This is a genomic window from Drouetiella sp., assembly GCF_059504425.1.
Map to the genome: position 1 here is coordinate 56,393 of NZ_JCACIN010000010.1, position 24,708 is coordinate 81,100.

At 50.6% G+C, this 24,708-nt stretch carries 22 protein-coding genes; 19 read left to right on the plus strand and 3 right to left on the minus strand.

From position 1 onward, the window contains the following. The first annotated feature begins 2 nt into the window (after positions 1-2). The 10 genes from AC5JMP_RS02360 (at position 3) to AC5JMP_RS02405 (ending at position 9,272) form a co-directional block, all read left to right on the plus strand. Positions 3-920, plus strand: coding sequence for a class I SAM-dependent DNA methyltransferase (locus tag AC5JMP_RS02360; protein WP_495849820.1), 918 nt, complete (start codon positions 3-5; stop codon positions 918-920). A 364-nt stretch (positions 921-1,284) separates the two neighbouring features. After that, a complete protein-coding gene (locus tag AC5JMP_RS02365; RefSeq protein ID WP_495849821.1) occupies positions 1,285-2,772 on the plus strand; it encodes an aspartate aminotransferase family protein in 1,488 nt (495 codons plus the stop codon). Next, a complete protein-coding gene (locus AC5JMP_RS02370) occupies positions 2,769-3,233 on the plus strand; it encodes a hypothetical protein (RefSeq protein WP_495849822.1) in 465 nt (154 codons plus the stop codon). Before AC5JMP_RS02365 ends, AC5JMP_RS02370 begins: the two co-directional genes overlap by 4 nt. A 17-nt stretch (positions 3,234-3,250) precedes the next feature. Then, positions 3,251-3,820 carry a 3-methyl-L-tyrosine peroxygenase-related protein gene (locus AC5JMP_RS02375; protein ID WP_495849823.1) on the plus strand — a complete coding sequence of 190 codons (570 nt, stop codon included), beginning with the start codon at positions 3,251-3,253 and terminating at the stop codon, positions 3,818-3,820. Between the two features lie 56 nt (positions 3,821-3,876). Further along, entirely contained in the window at positions 3,877-4,158 is a 282-nt protein-coding gene (locus tag AC5JMP_RS02380; RefSeq protein ID WP_495849824.1) for an acyl carrier protein, read from the plus strand. 2 nt (positions 4,159-4,160) lie between these two features. Next, complete coding sequence (locus AC5JMP_RS02385; RefSeq protein WP_495849825.1) at positions 4,161-4,658, plus strand: holo-ACP synthase; 498 nt, start codon at positions 4,161-4,163, stop codon at positions 4,656-4,658. Beyond that, positions 4,659-6,200, plus strand: coding sequence for a benzoate-CoA ligase family protein (locus tag AC5JMP_RS02390; RefSeq protein WP_495849826.1), 1,542 nt, complete (start codon positions 4,659-4,661; stop codon positions 6,198-6,200). Between the two features lie 35 nt (positions 6,201-6,235). After that, the gene (locus AC5JMP_RS02395) at positions 6,236-7,564 is read left to right on the plus strand and encodes a salicylate synthase (RefSeq protein ID WP_495849827.1); all 1,329 of its coding nucleotides are present in this window, start codon (positions 6,236-6,238) and stop codon (positions 7,562-7,564) included. After that, positions 7,557-7,961, plus strand: a complete 405-nt coding sequence (locus tag AC5JMP_RS02400; protein WP_495849828.1) for a holo-ACP synthase — start codon at positions 7,557-7,559, stop codon at positions 7,959-7,961. The genes AC5JMP_RS02395 and AC5JMP_RS02400 overlap by 8 nt, the downstream gene beginning before the upstream one ends. A 6-nt stretch (positions 7,962-7,967) precedes the next feature. Then, entirely contained in the window at positions 7,968-9,272 is a 1,305-nt protein-coding gene (locus tag AC5JMP_RS02405) for an MFS transporter (RefSeq protein ID WP_495849829.1), read from the plus strand. Positions 9,273-9,300: 28 nt separating this feature from the next. On the opposite strand, the gene AC5JMP_RS02410 is transcribed toward AC5JMP_RS02405, so the two are convergent. Together AC5JMP_RS02410 and AC5JMP_RS02415 are read right to left on the minus strand one after the other, a co-directional pair. Then, a complete protein-coding gene (locus AC5JMP_RS02410; protein WP_495849830.1) occupies positions 9,301-9,666 on the minus strand; it encodes a transposase family protein in 366 nt (121 codons plus the stop codon). Positions 9,667-9,711: 45 nt separating this feature from the next. Beyond that, a complete protein-coding gene (locus AC5JMP_RS02415) occupies positions 9,712-9,933 on the minus strand; it encodes a type II toxin-antitoxin system HicB family antitoxin (protein WP_495849831.1) in 222 nt (73 codons plus the stop codon). A gap of 194 nt (positions 9,934-10,127) precedes the next feature. On the opposite strand from AC5JMP_RS02415, the gene AC5JMP_RS02420 reads away from it, so the two are divergent. Both AC5JMP_RS02420 and AC5JMP_RS02425 read left to right on the plus strand, forming a co-directional pair. Next, complete coding sequence (locus AC5JMP_RS02420) at positions 10,128-13,439, plus strand: tubulin-like doman-containing protein (protein ID WP_495849832.1); 3,312 nt, start codon at positions 10,128-10,130, stop codon at positions 13,437-13,439. Positions 13,440-13,714: 275 nt separating this feature from the next. Then, positions 13,715-15,325 (plus strand): ABC transporter substrate-binding protein, encoded by a 1,611-nt coding sequence (locus tag AC5JMP_RS02425; protein ID WP_495849833.1) that lies wholly within the window; start codon positions 13,715-13,717, stop codon positions 15,323-15,325. Between the two features lie 10 nt (positions 15,326-15,335). Here the strand turns inward: AC5JMP_RS02425 and AC5JMP_RS02430 are convergent, their stop codons facing one another. Then, the gene (locus tag AC5JMP_RS02430; protein WP_495849834.1) at positions 15,336-15,515 is read right to left on the minus strand and encodes a hypothetical protein; all 180 of its coding nucleotides are present in this window, start codon (positions 15,513-15,515) and stop codon (positions 15,336-15,338) included. Between the two features lie 201 nt (positions 15,516-15,716). Here AC5JMP_RS02430 and AC5JMP_RS02435 point away from each other — a divergent pair, with 201 nt between their 5' ends. The 7 genes from AC5JMP_RS02435 (at position 15,717) to AC5JMP_RS02465 (ending at position 24,668) form a co-directional block, all read left to right on the plus strand. Then, a complete protein-coding gene (locus AC5JMP_RS02435) occupies positions 15,717-15,965 on the plus strand; it encodes a helix-turn-helix domain-containing protein (RefSeq protein ID WP_495849835.1) in 249 nt (82 codons plus the stop codon). A 249-nt stretch (positions 15,966-16,214) separates the two neighbouring features. Further along, complete coding sequence (locus AC5JMP_RS02440; RefSeq protein WP_495849836.1) at positions 16,215-16,433, plus strand: hypothetical protein; 219 nt, start codon at positions 16,215-16,217, stop codon at positions 16,431-16,433. An 82-nt stretch (positions 16,434-16,515) separates the two neighbouring features. Beyond that, positions 16,516-17,346, plus strand: a complete 831-nt coding sequence (gene menB / locus AC5JMP_RS02445) for a 1,4-dihydroxy-2-naphthoyl-CoA synthase (RefSeq protein ID WP_495849837.1) — start codon at positions 16,516-16,518, stop codon at positions 17,344-17,346. 132 nt (positions 17,347-17,478) lie between these two features. Then, complete coding sequence (locus AC5JMP_RS02450) at positions 17,479-17,994, plus strand: type IV pilin-like G/H family protein (protein ID WP_495849838.1); 516 nt, start codon at positions 17,479-17,481, stop codon at positions 17,992-17,994. Between the two features lie 167 nt (positions 17,995-18,161). Beyond that, positions 18,162-20,435 (plus strand): O-linked N-acetylglucosamine transferase, SPINDLY family protein, encoded by a 2,274-nt coding sequence (locus AC5JMP_RS02455; RefSeq protein WP_495849839.1) that lies wholly within the window; start codon positions 18,162-18,164, stop codon positions 20,433-20,435. A 35-nt stretch (positions 20,436-20,470) separates the two neighbouring features. Then, positions 20,471-22,423 carry an O-linked N-acetylglucosamine transferase, SPINDLY family protein gene (locus tag AC5JMP_RS02460; protein WP_495849840.1) on the plus strand — a complete coding sequence of 651 codons (1,953 nt, stop codon included), beginning with the start codon at positions 20,471-20,473 and terminating at the stop codon, positions 22,421-22,423. Positions 22,424-22,448: 25 nt separating this feature from the next. Next, positions 22,449-24,668 (plus strand): O-linked N-acetylglucosamine transferase, SPINDLY family protein, encoded by a 2,220-nt coding sequence (locus AC5JMP_RS02465; RefSeq protein ID WP_495849841.1) that lies wholly within the window; start codon positions 22,449-22,451, stop codon positions 24,666-24,668. Positions 24,669-24,708 lie beyond the last annotated feature (40 nt).

Sequence of the window (24,708 nt, forward strand, 5' to 3'; positions counted from 1 at the left end):
TAATGCCCTCAGAAAATCGCTACACCGCCTACGACCCCTGGGCTTGGTTATACAACCAGTCAGAGGCACATCTAGCTCTGCAAAACCTGATGCCTCTTTTGGAAAAGCTGCTCTTGCCCCGTTTGCCTGAAAATGGGCAGATTCTCGATCTGTGTTGTGGCACAGGACAGGTGTCACAGCAACTCATCTTGAAGGGCTATCACGTCACAGGATTGGATGGCTCCGAAAAAATGTTGCATTACGCTCGTGAAAATGCACCCCAAGGGAAGTTTGTTCTAGAAGACGCCCGTTCTTTTGAATTCTCTCCGACCTTTGATGCCGTCATTTCTACCGACTCTTCCCTCAATCACATCATGAGTCTGGACGAACTGAAGCAAGTCTTTCGCAATGTGTATGGGGCGCTCAAAAATCAGGGTCTTTTCTTGTTTGATCTAGGGTTGGAGGATAGATATCGCAACATAAAAATTGACAATGGTGAACTTCATCCTGAATATGCTTGGACAGTGGGAGAGACTTATGATCGAGAGAATAAAACAGGTACATTCACCATCACGCTATTTCAGCCAAACAGCCAAGTTCAGCCAAACAGCCAAGTTCAGCCGAATAGCCAAACTCAGCCAAGCAGCCAAAATTTAAAGCCAAAAGCCGCAAATTCAGGTACTTTAATGCAGCTAAAATGCTTCTTCTACAATCGCGTCTTACGCCCGTTACATCCTTCAGTCTTACTTCAGTTAGTTGATAAAGATTGGCTCCCTTCAACCCTGATGTTTTCAGTCAAACCTTATGCCAAACAAGACGTTCAAACGGCGCTAGAAGAGGTAGGATTCACTCAAGTTGCCATCTACGATTTCCGAGGGAATGTATCAGCACCCAACAATACCCAGTCTGCTTACTTTGTGGCTTGCAAATCGGCTGACTGAATGAGCGAAAGATCTTTGCCTGCTTTAGAAAGCAGCCTCTGTAATAACAATACTCCGGACAGTTTTTGCAACGGCGGCTGAAACCCGCATTCTACCGTTAGTAGTTGTCTCAGTGCGAAGCCTGAAACCCGCATTCTACCGTTGGTGATTGAAAACTGTCCGGACTGTTGTAATAAGGTTAGAGCGCTAAACGGTTGACTTCTCAGGAAGTACGTTTCACGAAGAAAAAAGTACATTTCACAAAGAAAAGAAGATCTTCAGCCCACTATGATACTTTCATTACTTCTTGCGAATCTTTCTCGACTAATTAGCCTTATCTGCTGGAAATTTTATTTGGGTTCCATCCGCATCAAGTCCTAATTCTATGCATAATGTGAGTGAGCAGAGTAGCCAAGTGATACACAAGGAAACGCTGAGTTCCCAGCTTCATTCCCAAGAGGGGCATCTAGCAGCCTTGATCGATCGCTACAACAAGCGAACCCAAGCTTCAAAGGCAAACGCCCAAACCTACCGCCAATTTCTTGCCGATCCAAGGCAAACAGAATGGTTTGATCTGCCCACCAAAGAGATGTGCTATCTGATTGTGGGAGAGCGATCGCAAGGTGCGCGAGTTTGGGACGCAGATGGCAATGAGTATATTGACTTGATTATGGGGTTTGGAGCCAATCTCTTGGGTCACAGTCCCCCTTTCCTTCAGGAAGCGCTAAAAGCGCAGATTGACAAAGGCATTCCATTGGGGCCTCAGGCGGAATTGGCGGGTGAAGTGGCTGAGTTGATTAGTGAACTGACGGGGGCAGAGCGAGTCGCTTTTAGCAATACCGGAACTGAAGCGGTGATGACGGCGATCCGCTTAGCGCGTTCTGCAACGCAGCGTACCAAAGTTGCAGTATTTACCCATTCCTATCATGGTCATGCCGATGCTGTATTAGTTGAAGCACGGAGGACAGGGTCTGAGAGACTCTCGAAGCTGGCGGGTAAAGCCCTGATGACGCGCTTTAATTCTCGTGCCGTTCCCATTGCCTCCGGTGTACCTGCGACCGTTGCCAAGGATGCCTTAGTGCTGGAGTATGGCAACCCTGACGCGCTTCAGGTGATTCACGCCCATCGGCATCAGCTTGCAGCCGTTTTGGTGGAACCCATCCAGACGGCACAGCCTGACTTGCAGCCTAAAGCTTTTCTCCAGCAGCTCAGACAGTTGACCCAAGCCTCTGGCATTGCGTTGATTTTTGATGAAATGGTGACGGGGTTCCGGTTGCATTTGGGCGGTGCACAGGCTTGGTTTGGCATTGAAGCCGATATTGCGACCTACGGCAAGGTAGTTGGAGGCGGGATGCCGATCGGCGTGATTGCGGGTAAGGCGGCTTACCTCGATAAAATTGATGGCGGCATGTGGCGCTATGGGGATGATTCATACCCTGCGATCGAGACAACCTTTTTTGCCGGAACGCACTGCAAACATCCGCTTGCAATGGCGGCAGCATGGGCGACACTCCAGCATTTAAAGCGCCAAGGCCCGATGCTGCAACAACATTTAAACCAGCGTACATCCTGTTTCGTTGAACAATTCAATAGGTATTTGGAAACCAGCCAATTGCCGATTCGGATGGCAAACTTTGGTTCGTTCTTTAGTCCTGTTTTTCTCAAAGACGTTGCTCCGGCAACCCTTGCTCCCTTGATGGCAGGATTTAGCCTGTTGCGCTATCACCTATGCGATCGAGGAATTTTGCTGCGCGGCGAAGGGGGCGGCTTTCTGTCAACGGCTCACACTGATGAAGATATTCATCGTATTCTCCAGGCCATGAAAGACAGTATTGCCGAACTCCAGGAAGTAGGATTTTTCCCAGACCCATGACCTATCCTGTTCTTCCCTCCAAACTCTATTTGCTGGTTCCTTGGGATTTACCGATTCAACAACCTTTGAGTGATATTGACAACGTTAAATTACAGCGATCGCTCAAACAGTTCCTAAAAGCGTTAGAGCAACATTCCGTTCAGGAGGCAATCGCAATCATTCACCAGGAGTTAGCCTATCTCGATATCAGTGCCGTTGTTCCTATCCAACTTTCTTCGACTCAAACTCCCCTTAATGCCTGGGAAGTTGAAGACTTTGACAGCTATTTTGAAGTCAGCCATGTGCAAACCCAAGAACCTGCTGTCTGTATGGTGTGGAGCCTCCTAGTTGCGTATCAAGTTTTTCTGATCTTGAGCGATCGCGGGAGTGATTTTGACCAAACTCAAGTAGAACAACAAAGACAAGGATTTAAAGGCTATGTCTACTTATTAGCCAGAGTTTTTAATCTCAATTTAGAGTGAATTGAATACTTAATCTTATGATAACGAACGTTAATCCACAGCAAATTTGGAAAAACTGCCACTGGTTGTTTTTTATTAATGTTCAGGGGTTGATTATTTGTCTACGTCGCTTTGAACTCAGCCTCGCGGCCAACAACATGGCTCAGGCGCAAATTGAACTTGAGACAGCGACGACTCTGATGTTGGCATCCGGCGCGGCAATGGAGCTAGCAGGTAGCTTTAGCCCACAGGAGTATGAGCATCAAGTTCGCCCAACCATGTCGCCGCCGCATGTGAAATCACAGGACTTTAGCGGATTGATGTCCTGGGAACATGCTGCTCTGGTTGAAGTCTGGAAACGACTTCGCCCTGTATTTGAGGCTTTGCCTGCGGCGCTTACGGCTCAGCATGACAGCTTTGTGGCAGCTTATTTTAGCTTATCTCATGCCCACAAAGCAGTTTGCCAAAAATTTGGGGGGGGTGAAATGGGGAGCTTACGTTGCGATCGAAGTACGGCAACAAGCACGCTGGATAAATTTACTCAAAGCCGTTGGCAGTTGCTTGACCCAAACCGCCGAGCGGCTGCGGGTTGTCCATTCCGAAGTTAGAGTCTCGCAGCTTTTTATGGTTTTCGATGTACTAGAGTCTTGAAGGATTTTGCGGCATGAGTGAGGCAGATGACACCCCTATCAATTCGATCGATACCTTAAAAGTCATCCTGACTGACTTGGGCATTCCAGAAGAATTGCTTCACCCTGAGACGTGGCTGCATCAGGATCTCCAGCTTGACTCGACTGAAATCGTCGAAATTTCTCTAGGACTGAAACGGAGGCTGGGAGTGAGTGTGAAGTTGGAAAGTAGGCAGGATATGACGCTCACTCAGGTTTGTCATCAGATTGAAGCTGCGCAGTTTGCCCAGTCTCATCCTCATCATGGGATCGCCTAATCATGGCACCTGAGATTGGCATTGCTCAATTGGGGGAGGATTTGTTTGTGAGAGGAACGCTCCGCGCCCCTTTCACAAATAAATCATTCCTAAAATTGCCAGCGCCTGAAATTAAGGGAGTCGGGATTGATATCGTGTCTATTCCCCAGATTGCCCAACTCACCGAGCGATACGATCGCCACACATTAATGTTGTTGTTTACTGCGGGTGAAATGGATCGGTGTCAATCTGATCCGAAACGCGATCGCGCCTTCGCAATCTGTTTTGCGGCAAAAGAAGCGATCGGCAAGGCTTTAGGAACTGGATTGGTAGACATTGCCTGGGATGAAATCGAAGCCGTTTTAATTCAAGATCAATTGACAGTTGAGTTATATGGAGAAGCAGACAGTCAAGCGAAACAGAATGGCATTGAGACTTGGATAGCAACCTGGTGCGAATGGGATCAACACATCCTCGTCCATATTCTCGGTTTGGCAGCGCTAAGGTTAAAAGGAAAGTGAATGGAAAGCATTTCTGAACGATTACCCAAAGTCTTCAATGTGGCGGCATACTTCCTGGAGAGCAGCCTAGCAGCGGAAAACAGCCAGCGAGTCGCTCTGTTTTATCAGGATAAGACTTACACCTATAGCCAACTGAACTGCTTTGTTCAACGGGCAGCACAGGTGTTTCTAAATTTTGGACTGGAGCAGGAAAATCGAGTTGCCATCTTACTTCCAGACACGCCTGAGCTAGTTTTTGCCTTTTGGGGTGCCATTTGGCTGGGCATCATTCCTGTGCCGATCAACACCGCCTGTAGCGTGGATGAAGTGCAATATATTCTCCAAGACTCCCGCGCCAAGCTGTTAATTACGACTCAGGATTGGCAAGCGAAACTGGCTCCTATCTCGTCTGCGTTCTTGCAGCACAGGCTGCTCCAGGATGGAGAAACCCCATTTTTATCTCTGCTTACCCAGCAGGCCGATGAAGCTGTTCCCTGCGCCAAAACCTTGCGGGATGAACCTGCTTTCTGGCTTTATACCTCTGGCAGTACAGGTAAGCCTAAAGGGGTGATCCATCTGCATCAAAGCATGGTGGTTTGTGCAGAAAATTATGCTAAGTCCACATTGAAACTGCATCGAGAGGACATTACTTATTCAGTCGCCAATATGCCCTTTGCCTATGGCTTGGGTAATACACTTTATATGCCTATGGCAGTCGGATCTGCAACGATTTTGTCAGACGCGAGTAACGCCTTTGACATTGTTGCGGATATTCAGCGGTACAAGCCGACCGTTTTTTTTGGAATTCCTAGCGTTTACGCCAATCTGCTGGCCGTACAGGAGATTGCACCGCTCGATGCCTCGTCCCTTCGCCTATGTGTTTCGGCCGCCGAACAACTTCCTGAAAGCATCTGGCGACAGTGGCAAGAGACTTATAACCAGGAGATTTGTGAGGGAATTGGCACCACAGAGTTCTTGCATATCTTCCTCTCGAATCCGTCAGGAGCGTGCAAACCCGGCACTTCGGGTCGCCCGGTGCCCGGTTACGAAGTTCAAGTGCTCGATGACCGAGGCCATCCCTGTGCTGCGGGTGAAATTGGCAACCTGGTAGTGAGCGGCGAAAGCCTGATGTTGGGGTACTGGAATCGGCTGCGAGAAACCCGGCAGGCGCTCTATGGCACCACGATGCGAACGGGGGATAAGTATCAGTTCGATGCAGACGGCTATTTCAAATTTATGGGTCGTCAGGACGATCTGTTTAAGGTGAATGGCCAGTGGGTGTCTCCGATGGAGATTGAGGATGTCCTGCATCAGCATCCCCAGGTGTTAGAGGTGGCGATCGTCCCTGAATCGGCGGACGGCGAACAACTGACGCAGGTCGTGGCATATGTCAGCCTCAAGTCGGGGCAAACTCCATCGCCCGAACTGGAAGTGAACCTCTGCCAGTTTGCCAAACAGCGGTTGCCTCATTTTAAGGCTCCCAAAGTCGTCCGGTTTGTAGAGCATTTACCGCGTACCCCAACGGGAAAAATTCATCGTAAAGCAATTGCCAATTACCGCTAACACAGGATTAATCAGGAATAAATTAGGAGAAATTAATGGTCACGGAATTAAAGCCTGTTACGACTTATAAGGAAACATTTATACCGGGCAAAAGAAACGCGATCGCCGTTCTACAGACCCTCTTGCAAGCAGGGATTTTTGATCATTATGTGATGTATGAAAAGAACGATGAGGTTCGCATCGCCGGAAATGAGCTGGCGATCGTGTCGGTTAGCCAGGACACGGTACAGCTTCAAAGTATGGGAAAAACCCACACTGAAGCAGCCACCGATCCGTTCCAGCAGGTTGGGGATCTGCTTAGATCTTTGCCGATTAAACACTGGACTGCCTATGGCTACGTAGCGTTTGATCTCGTTGGCTTCTATTCGTCTTACTCCAAGGCCATTCAGCAGCCGCTGCTTTATTTTTTAGTTCCCGAAACTGAACTTCGCTTTACCGCAGCCGGGGTTTATGTCAGAAGTGTGGAACCTCTGGAACCCCTGCTTGAGCTGATAAAAAGCGATCGCCAACCCTGCAACTACGTGCCTATCTGCTTAGAGCAAAACGCGGCAGATTGTGAGCCGTATTCTCAGCGGGTTAAAACGCTGATTGAAGCCATTCAACAGAACAAACTGCACAAGGCCATTATCTCGCGATCGAAAAAGCTGACTGGCAATTTAGATCTGCTCGGAACTTATGTCGTTGGAGCCGCCGCCAACAACTCAGCACGTTCCTATTGTTTCAACTTGGGAGAGGTGCGTGCCGTTGGGTTCAGCCCTGAGATTCTGATGGAAGTTTACGAAGATGGAGCGGTGATCACTAATCCGTTAGCCGCCACTCGTCCGCGTGGAGAGGACAGCGAAGCAGATGCTCGTTTGGAAGCTGAACTCTTTACGGATGCCAAAGAGGTGAAAGAACATGCCCTTTCTATTTGGCTAGCGCAAAGCGAACTTACCTCAGTTTGTGTACCCGGAACGGTGCAGATTTTCAATTTCATGGAAGTCAAGAAATATCGCTGCGTGCAGCATTTATCTTCGCGAGTAGGCGGCAAGCTGAAGCCTGACCATACCCTGTGGGATGCATTGAAGGTGCTGTTTCCCGGCGTTACCGTGACGGGTATTGATAAACTTCGGGCGTTGGATTGGATCGATCGCCTAGAGGATGAACCCAGAGGCATTTATGCGGGCGGTATTGGTTGGGTAGACAGCAATGGCTCAGCCGATTTAGCCATCGCTATCCGTTCGGTTTATCAATACGGCAATGAAATTCATCTGAACGCTGGGGCAGGTATTGTGGCTGAGTCAGATACCCAGAAAGAATATGTTGAATCGGTCAATAAGATGAATACAATGCTAACTAACTTGGTTTTACAGCCTGATGTGTAGTATTAACAGCGTTGAGGTTGTAAAAGTATCGCAAATTAAAGAGTTTGTAGAACAAATTGGTGAACGATTTGAACAGCAATACTTTACAGTTATAGAACGCCAAATGTCTAAAACAAGCGCAAACTCCATGCAGTATTTTGCAAGTCGCCTTGCCGCCAAAACGGCAGTTCTCAAAATCCTCGATCTTGAAGAAAATTGGCATTTTCTATGGCATGACATCGAGATCCAACAGCTTTCCAGGGGTGAACCTACTATTGTCCTGTCGGCTAGGGGTCAGGAAATCGCCGCAAAGCTTGGAATTGACCGCTGGTTACTGAGCATTAGTCATACTTCATGCTATGCAGCAGCAAGTGCGATCGCCATTTCAGGATTTGAGGCTGACAGCAACTTTCAATAATTCAACGTGCGTACTTTTGTCATTCTTTGGCTGGGGCAGATGGCTTCTTCCATCGGCAGCGGCATGACCTACTTTTCTCTCACCCTCTGGGTTTGGCACCTTACAGAATCTGTAACGGCGATCGCTCTAATCGCTTTCTTTTTTCAACTTCCGCAAATTGGGATTGCTTTATTTTCTGGCATCCTGGTCGATCGCGTTCCGCGTCAGCTGCTCTTAGTGCTAAGTGATGGAGTGGCTGCGGGCTGCACTCTCTCCGTCGGGCTACTCGCTGCCGCTCAGCATCTACAGATTTGGAATCTTTACTGCATTGCAGCAATCTACGGCTGCTTTGGGCATATCCAGATGCTAACCTACACTACAACCGTTCCCTTGATTGTGCCCAAACAGCAGTATCTCCGTGCGAACAGCATGGGGTCACTCGTTGGATCAGGTGCCGCGATTGTTGCCCCCGCTTTGGCAGGAATACTTTATCCCAAATTGGGTTTATCAGGCATTACGCTGATTGATTTAGCCACCTTTGCGATCGCCATCTCTACGGTACTGCTGGTGCGTATTCCTTCTTCTAAAAATGACTCAGAACCAGGATCAGAGGAACCGCGAATCGAGGGAATTTGGCAAGAAATCACCTTTGGCTTTCGCTACATCGGGTCTAGGCTCAGCTTAGTGTCGATGGTAGTTGTACTTTCTGCTTTTGTCTTTATGAGTCAACTGGGAGAAGCCCTATATGAACCGATGATCCTGGCTCGCACGCAGGGTAACGCTCAAGTGCTAGGGATGGCGGTTGCTGCCTCTGGGGTGGGCGGAGTCATTGGGGGACTAATTTTGAGTATTTGGGGAGGATTTCGATCTCAAATTCGAGGGATGCTGATCGGATTCGTGGGAACAGGCGTGAGCAACATGATATTTGGTATGGGTCAGCAACCTTTGATTTGGTTTACAGCCCAGTTTTGTGCATCGCTACATTCACCGCTTGTCTTCAGTTCCTACACGGCGGTTTGGTATGCCAAAGTTGCTCCAAAATTACAGGGACGGGTCTTTGCGGCTGATCACTTCATTGGGCTAGTGATTGCGGCGATCGCTAGCCTGCTGGCTGGGCCGCTTGCCGATCAGATTTTTGAGCCATCCCTAAGATCTGGAGGGACTCTATCCTCACTTGTTTCTCCCATTTTGGGCGTCGGCCCAGGTAGCGGCATTGCACTTCTCTATGTCATAGTCTCAATCGGCATCATTGTATTAGGCGTGAGTGGTTTTGCAGTCCAACACTTGCGGAATGCTGAAGAAATTATGCCTGATTACGATGATGGTCAGTAAGAGAATGTTTGTAAATGGTGAGTTACTGTCAAGTGTGGACGGGGCAGCAAAAAGCACGCAACACTTTACCATCGACGGCAAGGGTTTCTCCAGGCAAGGGGTCGATGCCGAAGAATTGAGCTAAACGAGCCGCATACTCGCGGTAATCTAGACGCAAAAGTGCCCGTCGAATTGTGCTGTAAGAGGGCAAGCGGTCTTTGGGGGGGTGAAACAGGGCAACTAATTCAACGTGATACGCTTTCAGCCAATCCCCAATTGCCAAAAAGCCTCGATTCCCTGCCGTAACTGCTAGGGTGAACAGGGCAAGACAAAGTGCCTGCTGATGTCGCTGTCCGGCTGTGCGACGAGTATCACAAAGGTCTGCAAAGGCTTCGACAATGGCAAGTTGGGACATCTGGTATCACAGTTGGAGAGATGACATAACTACCCTATCAAGCACTTAACTAGAATGAAATAGCCCTGCAATCTGTTGAGTGCCAATAAACTCTGTGCTAAACACAATTTGCTGATCTTCCAGCAGCATTTCAATTACTTCTTGCAAGTTGGTTTGTAACTCGTCTAAAGTTTCGCCCTGAGAATGCGCTCCAGGGAAGCCAGGAACATAGCCGACATAGAGATGGGTGTCAGCATCTCGCTCAACAATTGCGGTGAAAGTTCTCATGGCATTCTCAAGTCCAGTGCCTCAATTTTAACCACAAGGGCGATCGCCCCAGCTATAGAAAGATAGCTCTCAACCATTACTCTGTCGAATTTGAGGCTGAATCGGTAAGATAGAAGCTTATCCTGGGGTCAGCATCTGTTCTGCCGCCCGATCGCCTCATTCAAAGCTAAACAATTTGTTGGGAGAACTTCCTCATGGCTGCGGTTGAAGAAAAAACGATGGTTCCGACCGTCATTATTGGCATTGGCGGGACGGGGACAGAGATTTTGTCGCGGGTGCGGCGGCTCGTCGAGGAAACCTACGGCAGCCTGAAGAACTTCCCTATTCTCAGCTTCTTGACAGTGGATACCGATCGCGACTATAAAGTCACCAATCCCTTAGCCGCCGGGTCGCCCTTCAAAGACACCGAAAAGCATTGGGCGAGCGTCAGCGGCAGTCAGGTAAAAGACATGATTGCCAACATGGATAACTATCCCTGGATCGATAGCTGGTTTCCCCGCGAGCTAGAGCGCAACATCAACGCCCTGGAGGCAGGAGCCGGACAGATTCGCGCCTGCGGTCGGTTTGCCTTCTTTTGCAACTATCACGCGATTCAGAAGAAATTTATCCAGGCTTGCGATCGCGTCAAGGGCAAAGAAAACTTCATGCTCGATCGCTACGGCGTGAAAGTGAGCAACAACCAGATCAACGTGTTTGTCACAGGCTCACTGTCGGGCGGTACAGGCAGCGGTATGTTGATTGACCTCTGCTACTGTGCGCGGCATTGGCTAAAGGGGCAATCTAGCCCGCTGGTGACAGCGATCGTGCCGATGCCGACGGCCTTTTCGGGCATTGATGTGGGCGATCGCGTTTTGGCAAACGGCTACGCGGCCTTGATGGAGCTGAGCTATTTTTCTGACCACCGCACCGAATATGTCGGGCAGTTTGGCGCAAGCCTGATCGATGAAGTTCGCAACGCCTCTGCCCCTGCCGACTACACCTATCTGGTGGGCACTAAAAACGGCGAGTCCGATTTTTCGCTAGAGCAGCTGCGGGAAATGATCGCCCAGAATATCTTTCTGGACTTGACCTCCGACTTTGCCCCCCACAAGCGATCGATCCGCGACAACATTAAGTCGGCTTGGGCATCGCAAGATCCGGGTGGGCGCGGCTATCCCAAGAACTTTATGAGCTTTGGGCTTTCGACTGCCGAGATCCCGATCGCCCAGATTCGCACCTCGATGGCAAATCGCCTCTCCACAGACTTTATCCGCTGGTGGCTCAATCCTGACGTGCAGCTTCCGCCCAGCATGTTGGAAACCGTACAGGCTGCCCTCAAAACCATGCGGCTGACGGATATGGAGCTGCTGACCGATATTTCCTCGGCTGGCGATCGCCCTTATACCGCCGAAGTTTCTGCCTGGGTGAACAGCATTCGCAACGAGATTGCTACCGACAATAAGCTGCAATGCACCCAGCAAGGGGTGAACATGATTGGCGCAGAGAAGGGCAAGATCCTTTCTTTTGTGGAGACTTATCTGAAGCCCAAAGTAGACGACTACCGCGCCGCGCACTTCCGCGAACTCAGCCCCGACGAGCGGCTGCATGGCGACTACCTGCAAAAGATGTACGACAACCGCAATAAGGTGATTCAGCAGGGTAGAAAGGCATTGGAAACCGAGTTTTACCGCATCTTGGAAGACCGGACGCAAGGGCCTAAATTTGCTGATGCCTTTATCCTGGCGGTGCGGCAAATCTTCGACAATGCCGCCGAACGCTATCGCCGCGAGATGGAAAAGACCTGGCAGCCCAACGAAACCAACCGCCAGAGTCAGTACGAAGCCGCGCTGCAAGATATCACCCACTTCAAAGACAAATTTGGCGTGACCAAGCAGGCCAAGATGGAGGAGTTCAGCGATGCCGCGCTCCAGGGCATTGAAGGCACCTTATCGGCAACGATTCAACGCAAGTCGCGGGCTTTGGGACTAGAGGCGATCGCCCGTCTGCAAGAGCACCTGCAGGCCCTAGAACAGCGTTTCGCCCGCTTTACCCAAAAGCTGAACCAGACCCGCGACCACTTCTTTAACCAAGCCAATCAGCAAGCCGACAACGCCGACGCGCTGCAAATTAATGGGATTAAATTGTTCGATCGCCAGGAACTCAACACCCTTTACCAAGACCTAATCGAACAGCAAGCCGGAGCCACCGAAGGCAGCAAAACCCGCTACGAAATCGGCATGAACGGGCTGTGCAGCACCCTGTCTCAGGACATTCTGCGGCAAGCCAGCCCCCTCTGGAAGGAAACGCGCGCTAACGACGAGGTAATGCGGCTGTTCGACCTGCCCAGCCTCTCGGACGTGCAGGAAGACGACTTCCGCGAAATTATTCACGATCGCGCCCAGTCAGTCATTGCCAAAGCGCCTGAAAGCAGTCGGCTGAAGACGGAATTATCGGCTTGCGATCGCCTCTTTAAGCTCTACAAAAACGACGAAGCCGAAATCACCAACAACCTGCGGATTGCCTACAACAAATCCAAGCCGATGATCTTGCTGTCTCGTGCCGTCATGACCGGACAAGACGCAGGCTTCACCCCCGCCCAAAACACCAAAGTCGCCCTAATCGGCGGACGCAACACCGCCAACGAAGCCGCCAAAAAGCTGATCCCAATGATTCAGGAGTTTGTCCCTAGCAGCGATGCCATCACCCCTCTCGGCGATAACGAACGCCACCGCGTCGTCTTCGTCCAGGAAATCGGCGGCTTCTCCCTACGCTGCATCGAAGGCATGCCCCAGCTCCGCCAGTCCTACCAGGACTGGAAAGGGCAAATTATTCTGGCAAAACGCGCCCAGCTTAGAGGCGAGAACCGCGACCTGCCCATTCCCGTCCATATCCAAAAAGAGCCGCCCTTCTGGGATGTTTTCCCCGAAGATCCCAATATTTTGAGGCTCGTCGTCCAAGCCCGCGCCCTGCGCGTCATGCGGCAAGATGTCAACCAAAGCACCCAGGAACAGGTGATTCGCTACACGCGCGGCACCGAAATTGGCACCGAAAATATTGACCTTGCCTCAAGCTGGGAAGAAGCCGCCCAGGTGCTAGAAGTGCTGGCCTGCCGACCCGATCGCGAAGAAATTCAAAAGCAAGTGACGCGCCGCCTCTCCCTCACCGAAACCCCACCGCAAAAACAGGCCCTCTTTCAGCAAATCATGACTTACCTCCAGCAGCGAGAGCAAGACCTCGCCAAAGCTGGCGGCAAAGACAGCCTGGAATATCGCCGCGAATCCGACATTCTGCTGGAGCTAATTCGGCAGAATAAACTACAAACGGCGATCGCCCCCCTCGAAACCCCAGACCGAGCAGAATCACCAGAACCCTCCCAGCCCCCAACCGTAAGTAATAGCCCTGCAAAAGCCCCCCCTACAGCAGTTGATCTTGCAACCCAAGTCTTTTGCACAAGCTGCGGCTTCAAAAACCCAGCCACCTCCAACTTCTGCGCCAAATGCGGCACAAAACTCACAAAGGTCAGCTAACCCTAAAGCTTGACTAAGCCCCAGACTGATTGCCCACCCAAACGCCCGATCGCCCCTCAATGCAAAGCGCCCCCGACTACAGACACCCATCTCATGCGGAGGGGGTGTGGGGGACGCGCATCGTCCCCTGCCGGGGGTTTGGGGGAGACCCCCAAGGCTGTTGGCTGTTTCCCCAAACGATTATGAGATAATCTAATCACCTAAAACCTAATTACCCTAAATCCCAGGTTCAGCATTCTCCAACACCCCACCACCACTCATCAGGGCAACCGATCGTGACAACCTCAAAAAGCTGGCTCTGCGAAGGCAAACCTAAAGACGGCAAAGACTACCCCAACGCCTTCGCCCACCAGCCCTACGAAAACTTTGGCCCCGACTGCGCCATTTGCGGCTTACCCAGAGAAGCGATCGAAACCAAAGGCAAACGCCCAGCCGCAGGCGCCGCACCCAACCCATCAGGCAATCGGACAGGCGTAGGACTTGCCGCAGGACTAATCACTGCCTTACTTCTGGCGCTCTTGGGAGCAGGAGCCTGGTTTGTGTGGAAACAGCTCCAAGGCAAATCCCCCTCCCCGATCGCCACCAATTCCCCCTCCCCTAATTCTCCCGCTCCCCCCCTTACCGCCGCTCCCACCGATCGCTTCAGCAGCGGCGAACGCACTCTATTCACCTACCGAGGCAACTTTGACCGCGATCGAGGCATCGCAGCTTTTGCCCAAGGAGACTACGCCCAGGCTATCACTGCCTTTGAGAAAGCCACCCGCAGCTCCCCCAACGACCCCGAACCGCAACTCTACGCCAACAACGCCCGCGCCCGCCAAACTGGAAACCCGCTAACGATCGCCGTAGTCGTGCCGATCGACAACCAGGCAACCTCAGCCGAGGAAATCTTGCGCGGCGTTGCCGATGCTCAAACCCAGTTCAACACCGCAGGAGGAGCCAGCCAGCGCCTCCTAGAAGTCATGTTAGTCAACGATAGCAACGACCCTGTGCAAGCCGCCGCCGTTGCCCAACAGTTGGCAAGCGACCCCAATATTTTGGGCGTAATTGGGCATAACTCCAGCGACACCACCGCCAAAGCCCTGCCGATCTACGAGAGTGCCGGACTCGCCATGATTTCCCCCACAAGCACCAGCACCGTCCTCTCCGGCAAAACCTTCTTTCGCACCGTCCCCTCCGATCAACTCGCGGGTGAAACCCTTGCTGATTATGTCAGCAACAGGCTGAATATCAAGCAAGTTGCCGTCTTCTACGATTCTGCCAGCAACTACAGCAACAGCATTCAGCAAGCCTTCACCGGAAAATTTACCCAGCTAGGCGGACAGGTGCCCCAGCCCCCCATCGATCTCTCTAGCCCCTCGCTGGATATCAAAAACTCCGTCACAGGCGCGGCTGGTACCGTCCGAGCCGCCCTGCTTTTTCCCAGCACCAAAACCACCTCAGTGGCGATCGCCGTAGCCCGCGAAAACGCCCAGCTTCCAGCCGCTCAGCAGATGCAGCTCTTGGGTGGCGATGCCCTCTATAACCCTGCTACGCTCACCGACGGGGGCGATGCCGTCAAAGGGCTAGTTCTCACCGTGCCCTGGTATCCCCAAAATGCCTACGCCCAAACCGCAGCTCAGCGTTGGCTTGGTCAGGTAAGTTGGCGCACCGCCAGCAGCTTTGATGCCGCAAAGGCCTTGACTGCCGCCCTAGCCACCGCCATCGATCGCCCTGCCGTACTTCAAGCCCTGCGATCGCTCAACCTCCCTGCCGACCAAACCGCCGGAGAGCCACTGCAATTTACCCCCACAGGCGATCGCACCGAGAAACCGATTCTAGTAGAAGCCGCTTCCGGAAGCGCTGCCCCCCAAGGTGCGAAGTTTGGATTTCAGGTCGTGCAGTAGGTTTGTATCTTTAAGCCTCCTCCGCAAGCTCAAACACAACTCTGAACTGCGCATCAGGGATCGATCGCCTCAAGAAAGCACAATGCCCCTCAGCATCCGATCGTCGATGAAATCGCGCAATAATCACCCAATTTTGGGCAGGCAAAAGACGAGCGATCGCCCAGTAATTTAGGCGTTCCCGATACGGCATAATGGTGAATGTCTCCAACTAGGAACATCAGAGCCAGTCCCTTACTTTCCACGGTTCCGGACTGGCTTCTGACTGAGCTTGCTCCTCAACTCGGATCAAATGTCTTTAGCATTTGCTCACAAGTAGGAACAAATCTATCTTATCAGAAATTCCTAGTTGTGAACATTTGCTGAATTATGCTCTCCTGACGCAACCGAGTACATGGGAAAAGCTGGGAAAGCCCTTAAACAAGTTCTTGATACCTACGGTATTAATCAAAACCAGCTTGCAATCACCATGGGCATAGGACGCTCAACTGTACACTATTGGGTAAATGAACTCCGAGATCCTCTAGCTGAATCTATCCCAGACATTTTGGAAGCCCTTGATCAGCTCCATCCTGAAGCCGTTCAAGAATTTTTGGTGCTGTACCTGGGGCGATTTGTGCAGCGAGAATTGCCGGATCAGTAAAGTCACGATATCGATTTTTCTGCTAAGGGAACTTTAGAGCTAAATTAACGACGTATCAGCAAGTGATCTGGCTACGTCTTAGGTGATGATCGACAACCAACTTACAGGCTACTTCCCATCAAAGTCATACTAATTTGAATTGGAACCACGACAGATCCCGGTACGGGCTTGGCAATGCCAAGCCCCTTCCGAGGTTCGATGTGCCCACAAATTCGTTTAAATCGGTATCAGTATTGATAGAGCAATTTTATGTTTAACAACCCCTTCGTTCGCGCTGCCGGAATCTTCGCCATTTGCTACTTTCTTCTACAGGCATTGGGCTGGGGTCTAACCTCTATTGCCGCGATCGCCAACAGCTTCGGCTATTGGGTGAGATATGTCTTGGTGCCTCACGCTTGGCAAATTGGGCTGGCTGCGGGGGTTGCCTACATGGTAATCACTGCCTTGACCACTAGCCGCGATCGATAATCACCCACCTAGATCATCATCAATGGTTGTATCTAGGACGCATTGCTGAGGATAATGAGCTTCGTCCTTCCTCCTCTGATCCATGCCCCTCGACTGGAACGAAGCCAAACCCTACGAAGACATTCTCTACCACAAAGCCGACGGCATCGCCAAAATCACCATAAATCGACCCCACAAGCGCAACGCCTTTCGTCCCAAGACGATCGTTGAACTCTACGATGCCTTCATCAACGCCCGCGAAGATCCCCGCATTGGGGTCGTGCTGCTGACGGGAGCCGTTCACCCCGACGGCACCCACGCCTTTTGCTCTGGCGGCGACCAGAGCGTCCGAGGTCATGCAGGCTACATCGATGAGGAAGGCGTACCCCGGCTCAACGTGCTGGATTTGCAAAAGCTGATTCGCTCCATGCCCAAGGTGATTATTGCGCTGGTGGCGGGCTATGCGATCGGCGGTGGGCATGTGCTGCATTTATTGTGTGATCTGACGATCGCCGCAGACAACGCCATTTTTGGACAAACAGGTCCCAAAGTCGGCAGTTTTGATGGTGGCTTTGGGGCTAGCTACATGGCGCGGATCGTTGGACAAAAGAAAGCGCGGGAAATCTGGTATCTCTGTCGCCAGTACAACGCCCAAGAAGCATTAGAAATGGGTCTGGTTAATTGTGTGGTGCCGATCGCCCAACTCGAAGCCGAAGGCATCCAATGGGCGCAGGAAATCCTAGAAAAAAGCCCGATCGCCATTCGCTGCCTCAAAGCCGCCTTCAATGCCGACTGTGACGGACAGGTGGGGCTGCAAGAACTCGCGGGCAATGCCACCATGCTCTACTACATGACCGAAGAAGGTGCCGAGGGCAAACAGGCGTTCTTAGAAAAGCGATCGCCCGATTTTCGCCAATATCCCTGGCTGCCCTAAGATAACGCTCAACTAGACAGAATCAATTTTCCAATTTCTTCAGCAGGGTGATATAAAATCCGACAAAGGTGGGCAAGTTATACCTAGGAGCTACAAATCCACAAAATCCCGCAACTCAAGGAGACTCACCCCATGAAATCTGAATTTCAAGCCAAATTTCTTCAGCACATGCTCGGTCGCAAGAAAGGCGAACAGGGCTTCACGCTGATTGAACTCTTGGTCGTTATCATCATCATCGGTATTCTAGCTGCGATCGCTCTGCCTTCCTTCTTGAACCAAGCTGCTAAAGCGAAACAGTCTGAAGCCAAGAGCTATGTCGGTTCCGTAAACCGTGCTCAGCAAGCTTACCGGATTGAGAAGACCGCTTTTTCAGGTACGATCGCTGCTTTGGAAATTGGTATTCCTACCTCCACCGTTGATTACGATTACGCGGTTACCCCTGCGGCAGCAGCGAACACCACTTTTACAGCGATACCTAATGATTCAACCACGCTGCGTTCCTATGCAGGTGGTGTTCAGGTAATTTCTACGACTGGTCAGTCTTCCGCAGCCGCTTGTCAATCTACTGCCCCCAGTGGTACAGCTCCTGCCATCACCTTTGGAGCGGCTGACACAACCTGCGCTACCCCTGACAACAACATGCGCTAGGTTTGAAACCTCAGCAAATGTATTCGCAGATCTGTGCTGTTGAGCCGTAATACTTCACAACACAACTTACTTAAAAAAGCTATCCAGGAGTCACTGGATAGCTTTTTTGTATTTCAGGGCATAATACGGGCTAGCCACCGATGGTCATCCCCCTTTGAAAAATAATCATGAATGCTGATTCTTCTCTTACTGCCCCCTCATTAACCGAAATAGAACAACAAGCCCATATCTATTTCTCAGGAGGAAATTACAAGGCGGCAAGTCAGCACTATGAGCAGATGTTAGTAGACGATCCTGCACAGGCTTCTTACTACTGGCATCTGGGTTTAGCACTTGTTTTGCAAGGTCAGGAAGCTGAAGCCCAATTTACCTGGATGACACCTATTTTGGAAGCAGAATCGGAAGTCCAGCAAGAACAATTGACGCTTGAACTCATCAATGTATTGAGCGTGGAAGCCGATCGGCAAGAGACTCTTTCTAACTACGAGACGGCTTGGCTCTTGCGGCAGCACCTACGAGAGTTTGCCCCTAACAATACAGACAATCTATTGCGAACTCTGGGGTTGGCATTGCAAGCAAAAATATTTAGCTTTGAAGACAGTTTGCTGCCAGAAATAATCCACTGTCTGCAAACGGTTTCTTCTGCGGCAGCTCTTTGTCCCGATCGCCTACTGCAAGTCAGCCAACTGCTGCTTCAGCTCAATCCTGGACATGCCGCTACGCTTAATTTTCTGGAGTCTTGCATTCCGTACCTGTCGGGTAAACAGCTCACGGAGTGGATTGATTGGGTGCTAGCTGCTGCTACGCGACATTCTCAAAATTCTCAATTCACGATCGCTTCAAAACTAAATTACCTAGCGATCCCTTTGGTTCTAGATAACATCAAAATATTGCTCAATATTATTTACCAACTACAGGGAGGAAGCATTGTCGATCGATTAGAAAGCATCAAGCTGGCGGAGAGATGTTTAGAGTTAGCGACTAATCCATCAGAAAAAATTTCTGCAACCAATGCGCTACTGTCGAGTTGGCTATATAGTGGCGGCGACTGGAAGCAAGCCGTAGAAATTTATCAAACCTACAAGGCGCTGTTGCAAGCCCTGATTAAGTCTTATGCACAAATGCCAAATGCTATTGGGGAAGTAGTGGACGTAGAACAGAAACTAGGATTTCTCTCCAACTTAGCTCCCGTAGGTTCACTGTTCTTCTACTTTGAAGACGAGCCGAAAACTAACCGCCCCTTACGGAATCAAATTGCTCAAATTGCTCAGTCTCATTTACGAACTGTCCTGAGCGATGAAGTTAGCAAATACCAATCTCGATCGCCCCTTTTACTCACTGCATCCGATCGCAAGCGCTTACCCCGCATTGGCTATTTTGCTGGAACTCTACGGCAGCATTCGGTTGGCTGGCTCTCTCGTTGGCTGCTGACGTATCACAATCGCGATCGCTTCGATATTCACCTCTACTCGCCTCGACCATCACAAGATCCCATTCAGCAGCAATTTCGGCAAGAATATGGCGATCGGTTTCATGATGTGTCCTCCAACATTGCGGATATTGCTAATCAAATCTATGACGACCAAATTGACATCTTAGTGGAGATGGATAGCCTGACTAACTTTGGCGGCTGTGGGGTTGTGGCACTCAAGCCTGCGCCAATTCAAGTTCATTGGCTGGGTTACGATGCCTCTGGCATTCCAGGTGTAGATTACTTCATTGTCGATCCTTACGTTGTGCCAGAAGATGCGCAAAGCTATTACTCTGAGACACTCTGGCGATTGCCCCACACCTATATTGCAGTAGATGGCTTTGAAACTCATACGCCTTCCTTGCGACGCGATCAGTTGGGGATTCCTGGGGATGCGATCATCTACCTTAGTTCTCAAACAGGCTTGAAACGGAATATTGACAATGTGCGATTGCAAATGCAGGTGATTAAAGCAGTTCCCAACAGCTATTTTTTGATTAAGAGCTTTTTAGCCAATCCCGAATTTATTAAAACTTTCTTCCAAGATGTGGCTGAGTCTGAAGGCGTGAGTGCCGATCGCCTCCGGTTTCTGCCCGATGTCTCCTCTGAGTTTGTCCATCGAGCAAATCTGGCGATCGCAGATGTGGTGCTAGATACCTATCCCTACAATGGTGCCACGACCACCTTAGAAGCTCTCTGGACAGGATTGCCCATTGTCACCCGTGTGGGTGAACAATTTGCGGCACGTAACAGCTACACCATGATGATGAATGCAGGAATCACTGAAGGGATTTCCTGGAATGATGATGAATATCTAGAATGGGGAATCAAGCTAGGTCAGGACGCAGCGCTGAGGCAGGATATTTTTTATCGGTTAAAGCGATCACGGCACACTTCACCCTTGTGGAACGGCAGACAATTTGCTCAAGACATGGAGAGCGCCTATGAGCAAATGTGGGAAAGATTGTAGTTGAAAGGGCAAAAGGCTAAAAGATGGAAATAGCTGTGCAGGCAGATCAACATATGGCGCAGGGCAATTATGCTGAGGCAGCAATTGCCTATGAGCAAGCAATCGCGCTAGAGCCAGACTATCTCTCCCACTACTGGCAGCTTGGACTGGCGCTATTTCTCCAGGGCGAGGGTGCTGACGCTCAGTTGGCTTGGATGAGTCCGCTGCTAGAATCGCCTGAATTGGAAGTAGCGCGATCACAAAGCCTCATAGAATTCTTGTTAGCTCAAGCTCAAGCCCTCAACCTCGCCGGACAATATGATACGGCAGTGGATCTAGGGCGCTTTTGCGTCGAGCTTGCACCCGATGACGTGAAGGTACTGCTGCCGCTCGCCAGCTGGATGCAGCACACCGGGCTAACTGAAAATCTGACCGAGAGTATTTCGCTAGCGGCGGCTTGTCTGGAGCGATCGTCCAGCTATGTTGATCGGGTGCTGGCAACTCATCTGATCCTGTCGGCTCTGATGTCTACCTGCGGCAGTTGGCAGGACTCCTGGCATTATTATCAAATTCATAAGCAGTTGCTGGCATCGCTGAAGATGCCCTCACCCCCAACCCCTCTCCCGACGGGAGAGGGGAGCCAGGATCAGTTCCCCTTCTCCCCAGAGGAGAAGGAGCTAGGGGATGAGGGCAGAGCGGTTCGCCCCATAGCGGAGCCGAAGTTGAATGAGGGCGATCGTGCTGCATTACCCAATCTGCTCGGTATGGGAGCTTTTTTGCTCTACTTCGAGGACAGTCCGCACACCAACCGTCCTATTCGGAACCAATTTGCGGCAGCCTGTCAGGCGTCGTTTCGGCAGCAGGCAGCGCAGCAGGGAAAGCAATATCATCAGTCCTTTGTGCCTTTGGGGACGGCTGCCGTTAAGCCACTGAAAATTGGCTACCTTTCAGAATGTTTACGCCAGCATTCCATCGGCTGGCTAATTCGCTGGTTGTTACAACATCACGATCGCCATCATTTTGAAGTACATCTCTATTCGCTCATGCCGTCTGACGACTGGATTCAAAACGGTCTCAGAATGAGTTACGGCGATCGCTTTCACGATTTGCCTCCTACCACCGTAGATATTGCCGATCGCATCTACGCCGACCAGATTGATATTTTGGTGGAGCTAGACAGCCTTACCTGTTTAAGCGGCTGCGGAACAATGGCTCTCAAGCCAGCACCGATTCAGGTCAATTGGCTGGGCTACGATGCAGCAGGCATTCCAGGAATTGATTACTTCATTGCCGATCCCTACGTTCTGCCAGAGGAGGCACAGAGCTACTACACCGAGAAGATTTGGCGCTTGCCACAGACCTACATTGCGGTCGATGGCTTTGAGGTGCATACGCCCTCCCTACGACGCGATCAGTTGGGGATTCCCGGAGAGGCGATCGTTTATCTCAGCTCCCAGAGCGGGCTAAAGCGAAATCCCCACAACATCCGGCTGCAAATGCAGATTCTTAGGGCAGTTCCTAATAGCTATTTTTTGATTAAAAGCTGGCGTGCTGACTTAGCTCAGTTAGAAGAGTTTTTTGGACAATTTGCCGATGAAGTAGGGTTAAACCGCGATCGTCTCCGGTTTTTACCGGGCGTACCCTCTGAGTTTATCCACCGCGCAAACCTGAACCTGGCTGATATCGTGCTAGACACTTATCCCTACAATGGTGCAACGACAACCCTAGAAGCACTCTGGATAGGATTGCCCATTGTTACTCGTGTGGGTGAACAATTTGCAGCTCGCAACAGCTACACCATGATGATGAATGCAGGTGTCACTGAAGGAATTGCCTGGAGCGATGATGAATATATCGAATGGGGAATTCGTTTAGGTCAGGATACTGGATTGCGTCAGGAGATATCCCATAGACTAAAGCGAGCGCGTCATACATCGCCGTTGTGGAATACTCCTGCATTTACTCGCAACTTAGAGCAAGCCTATCAGCAGATGTGGGAAAGATATTAACAGGTGTGTGGATTGAGAACTAATCATGATAGACAACGTGCGATTGCAAGCAGATAGCTACAGGATACAGGGTAACTATTCGGAAGCGACAATAGCCTATGAACAGGCGATCGCTGATGACCCTAGCAATGCCACACTCTACTGGTATTTAGGTCTTGCTCTGTTGCTTCAAGGAGAGGAAGCTGAGGCGCAGTTGACCTGGATGACTCCGCTGATGGAAGCCGAGCCTGAACAGGCAGAGCAATGGACGGCAGAACTGTTGCAGGTGTTGCAAGCTGAAGCCGATCGCCAAGAAGCAAACGAATCCTACGAGTCCGCGTGGCTGCTGCATCAGCACATGCGCGAGTTTAGGCTGGAAGCGGGAAACGAGCGAGCAACGCTGCTAAAAGCACTGGCTTCGGGGCTGAAGGCGGGAGCTATTGGCCTGGACAATGCGCTGGTAGAAGAAGCGATTACAGTCTTAACATCGACTGAGCCAACCTCAGAAGCTGTGCCTTTGGAAACCTTGCGATCGATCATATCCCTCCTGCTCAAAAGTGATGACGAACATCCTAAAGCTTATGAATTTCTCTCAGCTTGCGAACCTCACTTTACAGCCCAAGGGCAACTGATAGAGCTGATTCGTGGATTGATGGAAATCGCCGATCGTAGCCATAAAATATCTCATTATGCGACGGCTATTCAGCTGGCAAAGTTCTGTCTGAAGATGGCTCCAGAAGATGTTAGGGTCGTGTCTAAAGCGGTGTTTTTCATGCAGAGTGGCAATGCTGTTGATCTGCTGGAAAGCCTTCCTCTCGCAAAGTGGCTGCTACAAAGCGCCAGCAATATCATAGAGGAGGTTACTGTAACGCAGTATATTTTGACCAGCCTAATCATGAACTGTCAACCCTGGCAGGACACTTATGAATATTATGAAAAACATAAAGCGTTACTACAGTCAATTAAAATTCCAGATACACTAAAGATAAAAAATATTCACCATACAATGGCAATGGGGATGATTCTCAACTACTTTGAGGATAATCCAAGCGTCAACCGTCCCATTCGCAATCAGATCGCAGCCGTAAGTCAAGCCGAGCTGCAAACCTACCATGTTGATCGCGTCAATCGTTACTCCCAGCGCCATCTCATCCGCCGCACTGAGACAAAACCCCTGAAGATTGGCTACTTGTCAGACTGCTTGAGGCTGCACTCAGTTGGCTGGCTCTGTCGTTGGCTATTGCAGCATCACGATCGGCAGCGCTTCGACATCCATCTTTACTCTACTCGCCAATCTAACGATCAGATTCAGCAAGCCTTTATTCGAGCTTATGGCGATCGCTTTCATCTCGTTCCTTTTTCTGCTGGTGAAATTGCCGATCAGATTCATCAAGACGGCATTGATATTTTAGTCGAACTCGACAGCATCACCGCTTTCGGCAGCTGTGCCGTCACCTCCCTTAAACCTGCACCCATTCAGGTGAGCTGGCTGGGCTATGATGCCTCTGGGTTGCCTGCGATTGACTATTACTTGGCAGACCCCTACGTGCTACCTGCCTCTGCCCAAGACTACTATGCCGAAAAAATTTGGCGGTTGCCCCACACCTATATTGCTGTAGATGGTTTTGAAGTGGGTACGCCCTCTCTACGACGCGACCAATTGGGCATTCCTTCAGAAGCGATCGTCTACCTTAATTCTCAGACCGGGCTAAAGGCAAATCCAGACAATATTCGGCTGCAAATGCAAATCCTCAAGGCGGTTCCCAACAGCCATTTTCTGGTCAAAAACTTTCAAATTGATCACGCTTTACTGGCAGAGTTCTTTCATCAATTCGCAGATGATGCTGGAGTGGAACGCGATCGAATTCACTTTTCGCCTTATGTAGTCGCTAACGAAACTCACCGCGCCAACTTGGGCTTAGCCGATATTGTTCTCGACACCTATCCCTACAACGGAGCCACAACTACACTCGAAGCCCTCTGGATGGAGTTACCGATCGTGACTCGCGTGGGTGAACAGTTCGCGGCTCGTAACAGCTACACCATGATGATCAATGCAGGAATCACTGAAGGGATTGCCTGGAGTGATGATGAATATATTGAGTGGGGGATTCGCCTAGGGCAGGACACAGCGCTACGCGGCAACATTGCCCATCGCCTTCGTCAGTCTCGCCAGACCGCTCCGCTCTGGAATACTCCAGCCTTTGCCCAACAAATTGAGCAAGCCTATACTCAGATGTGGAAAATATATCAGGACGCGATGTAGAGATATGGCAACCGCCAAGGCGGTTAAGATGGGGACATTT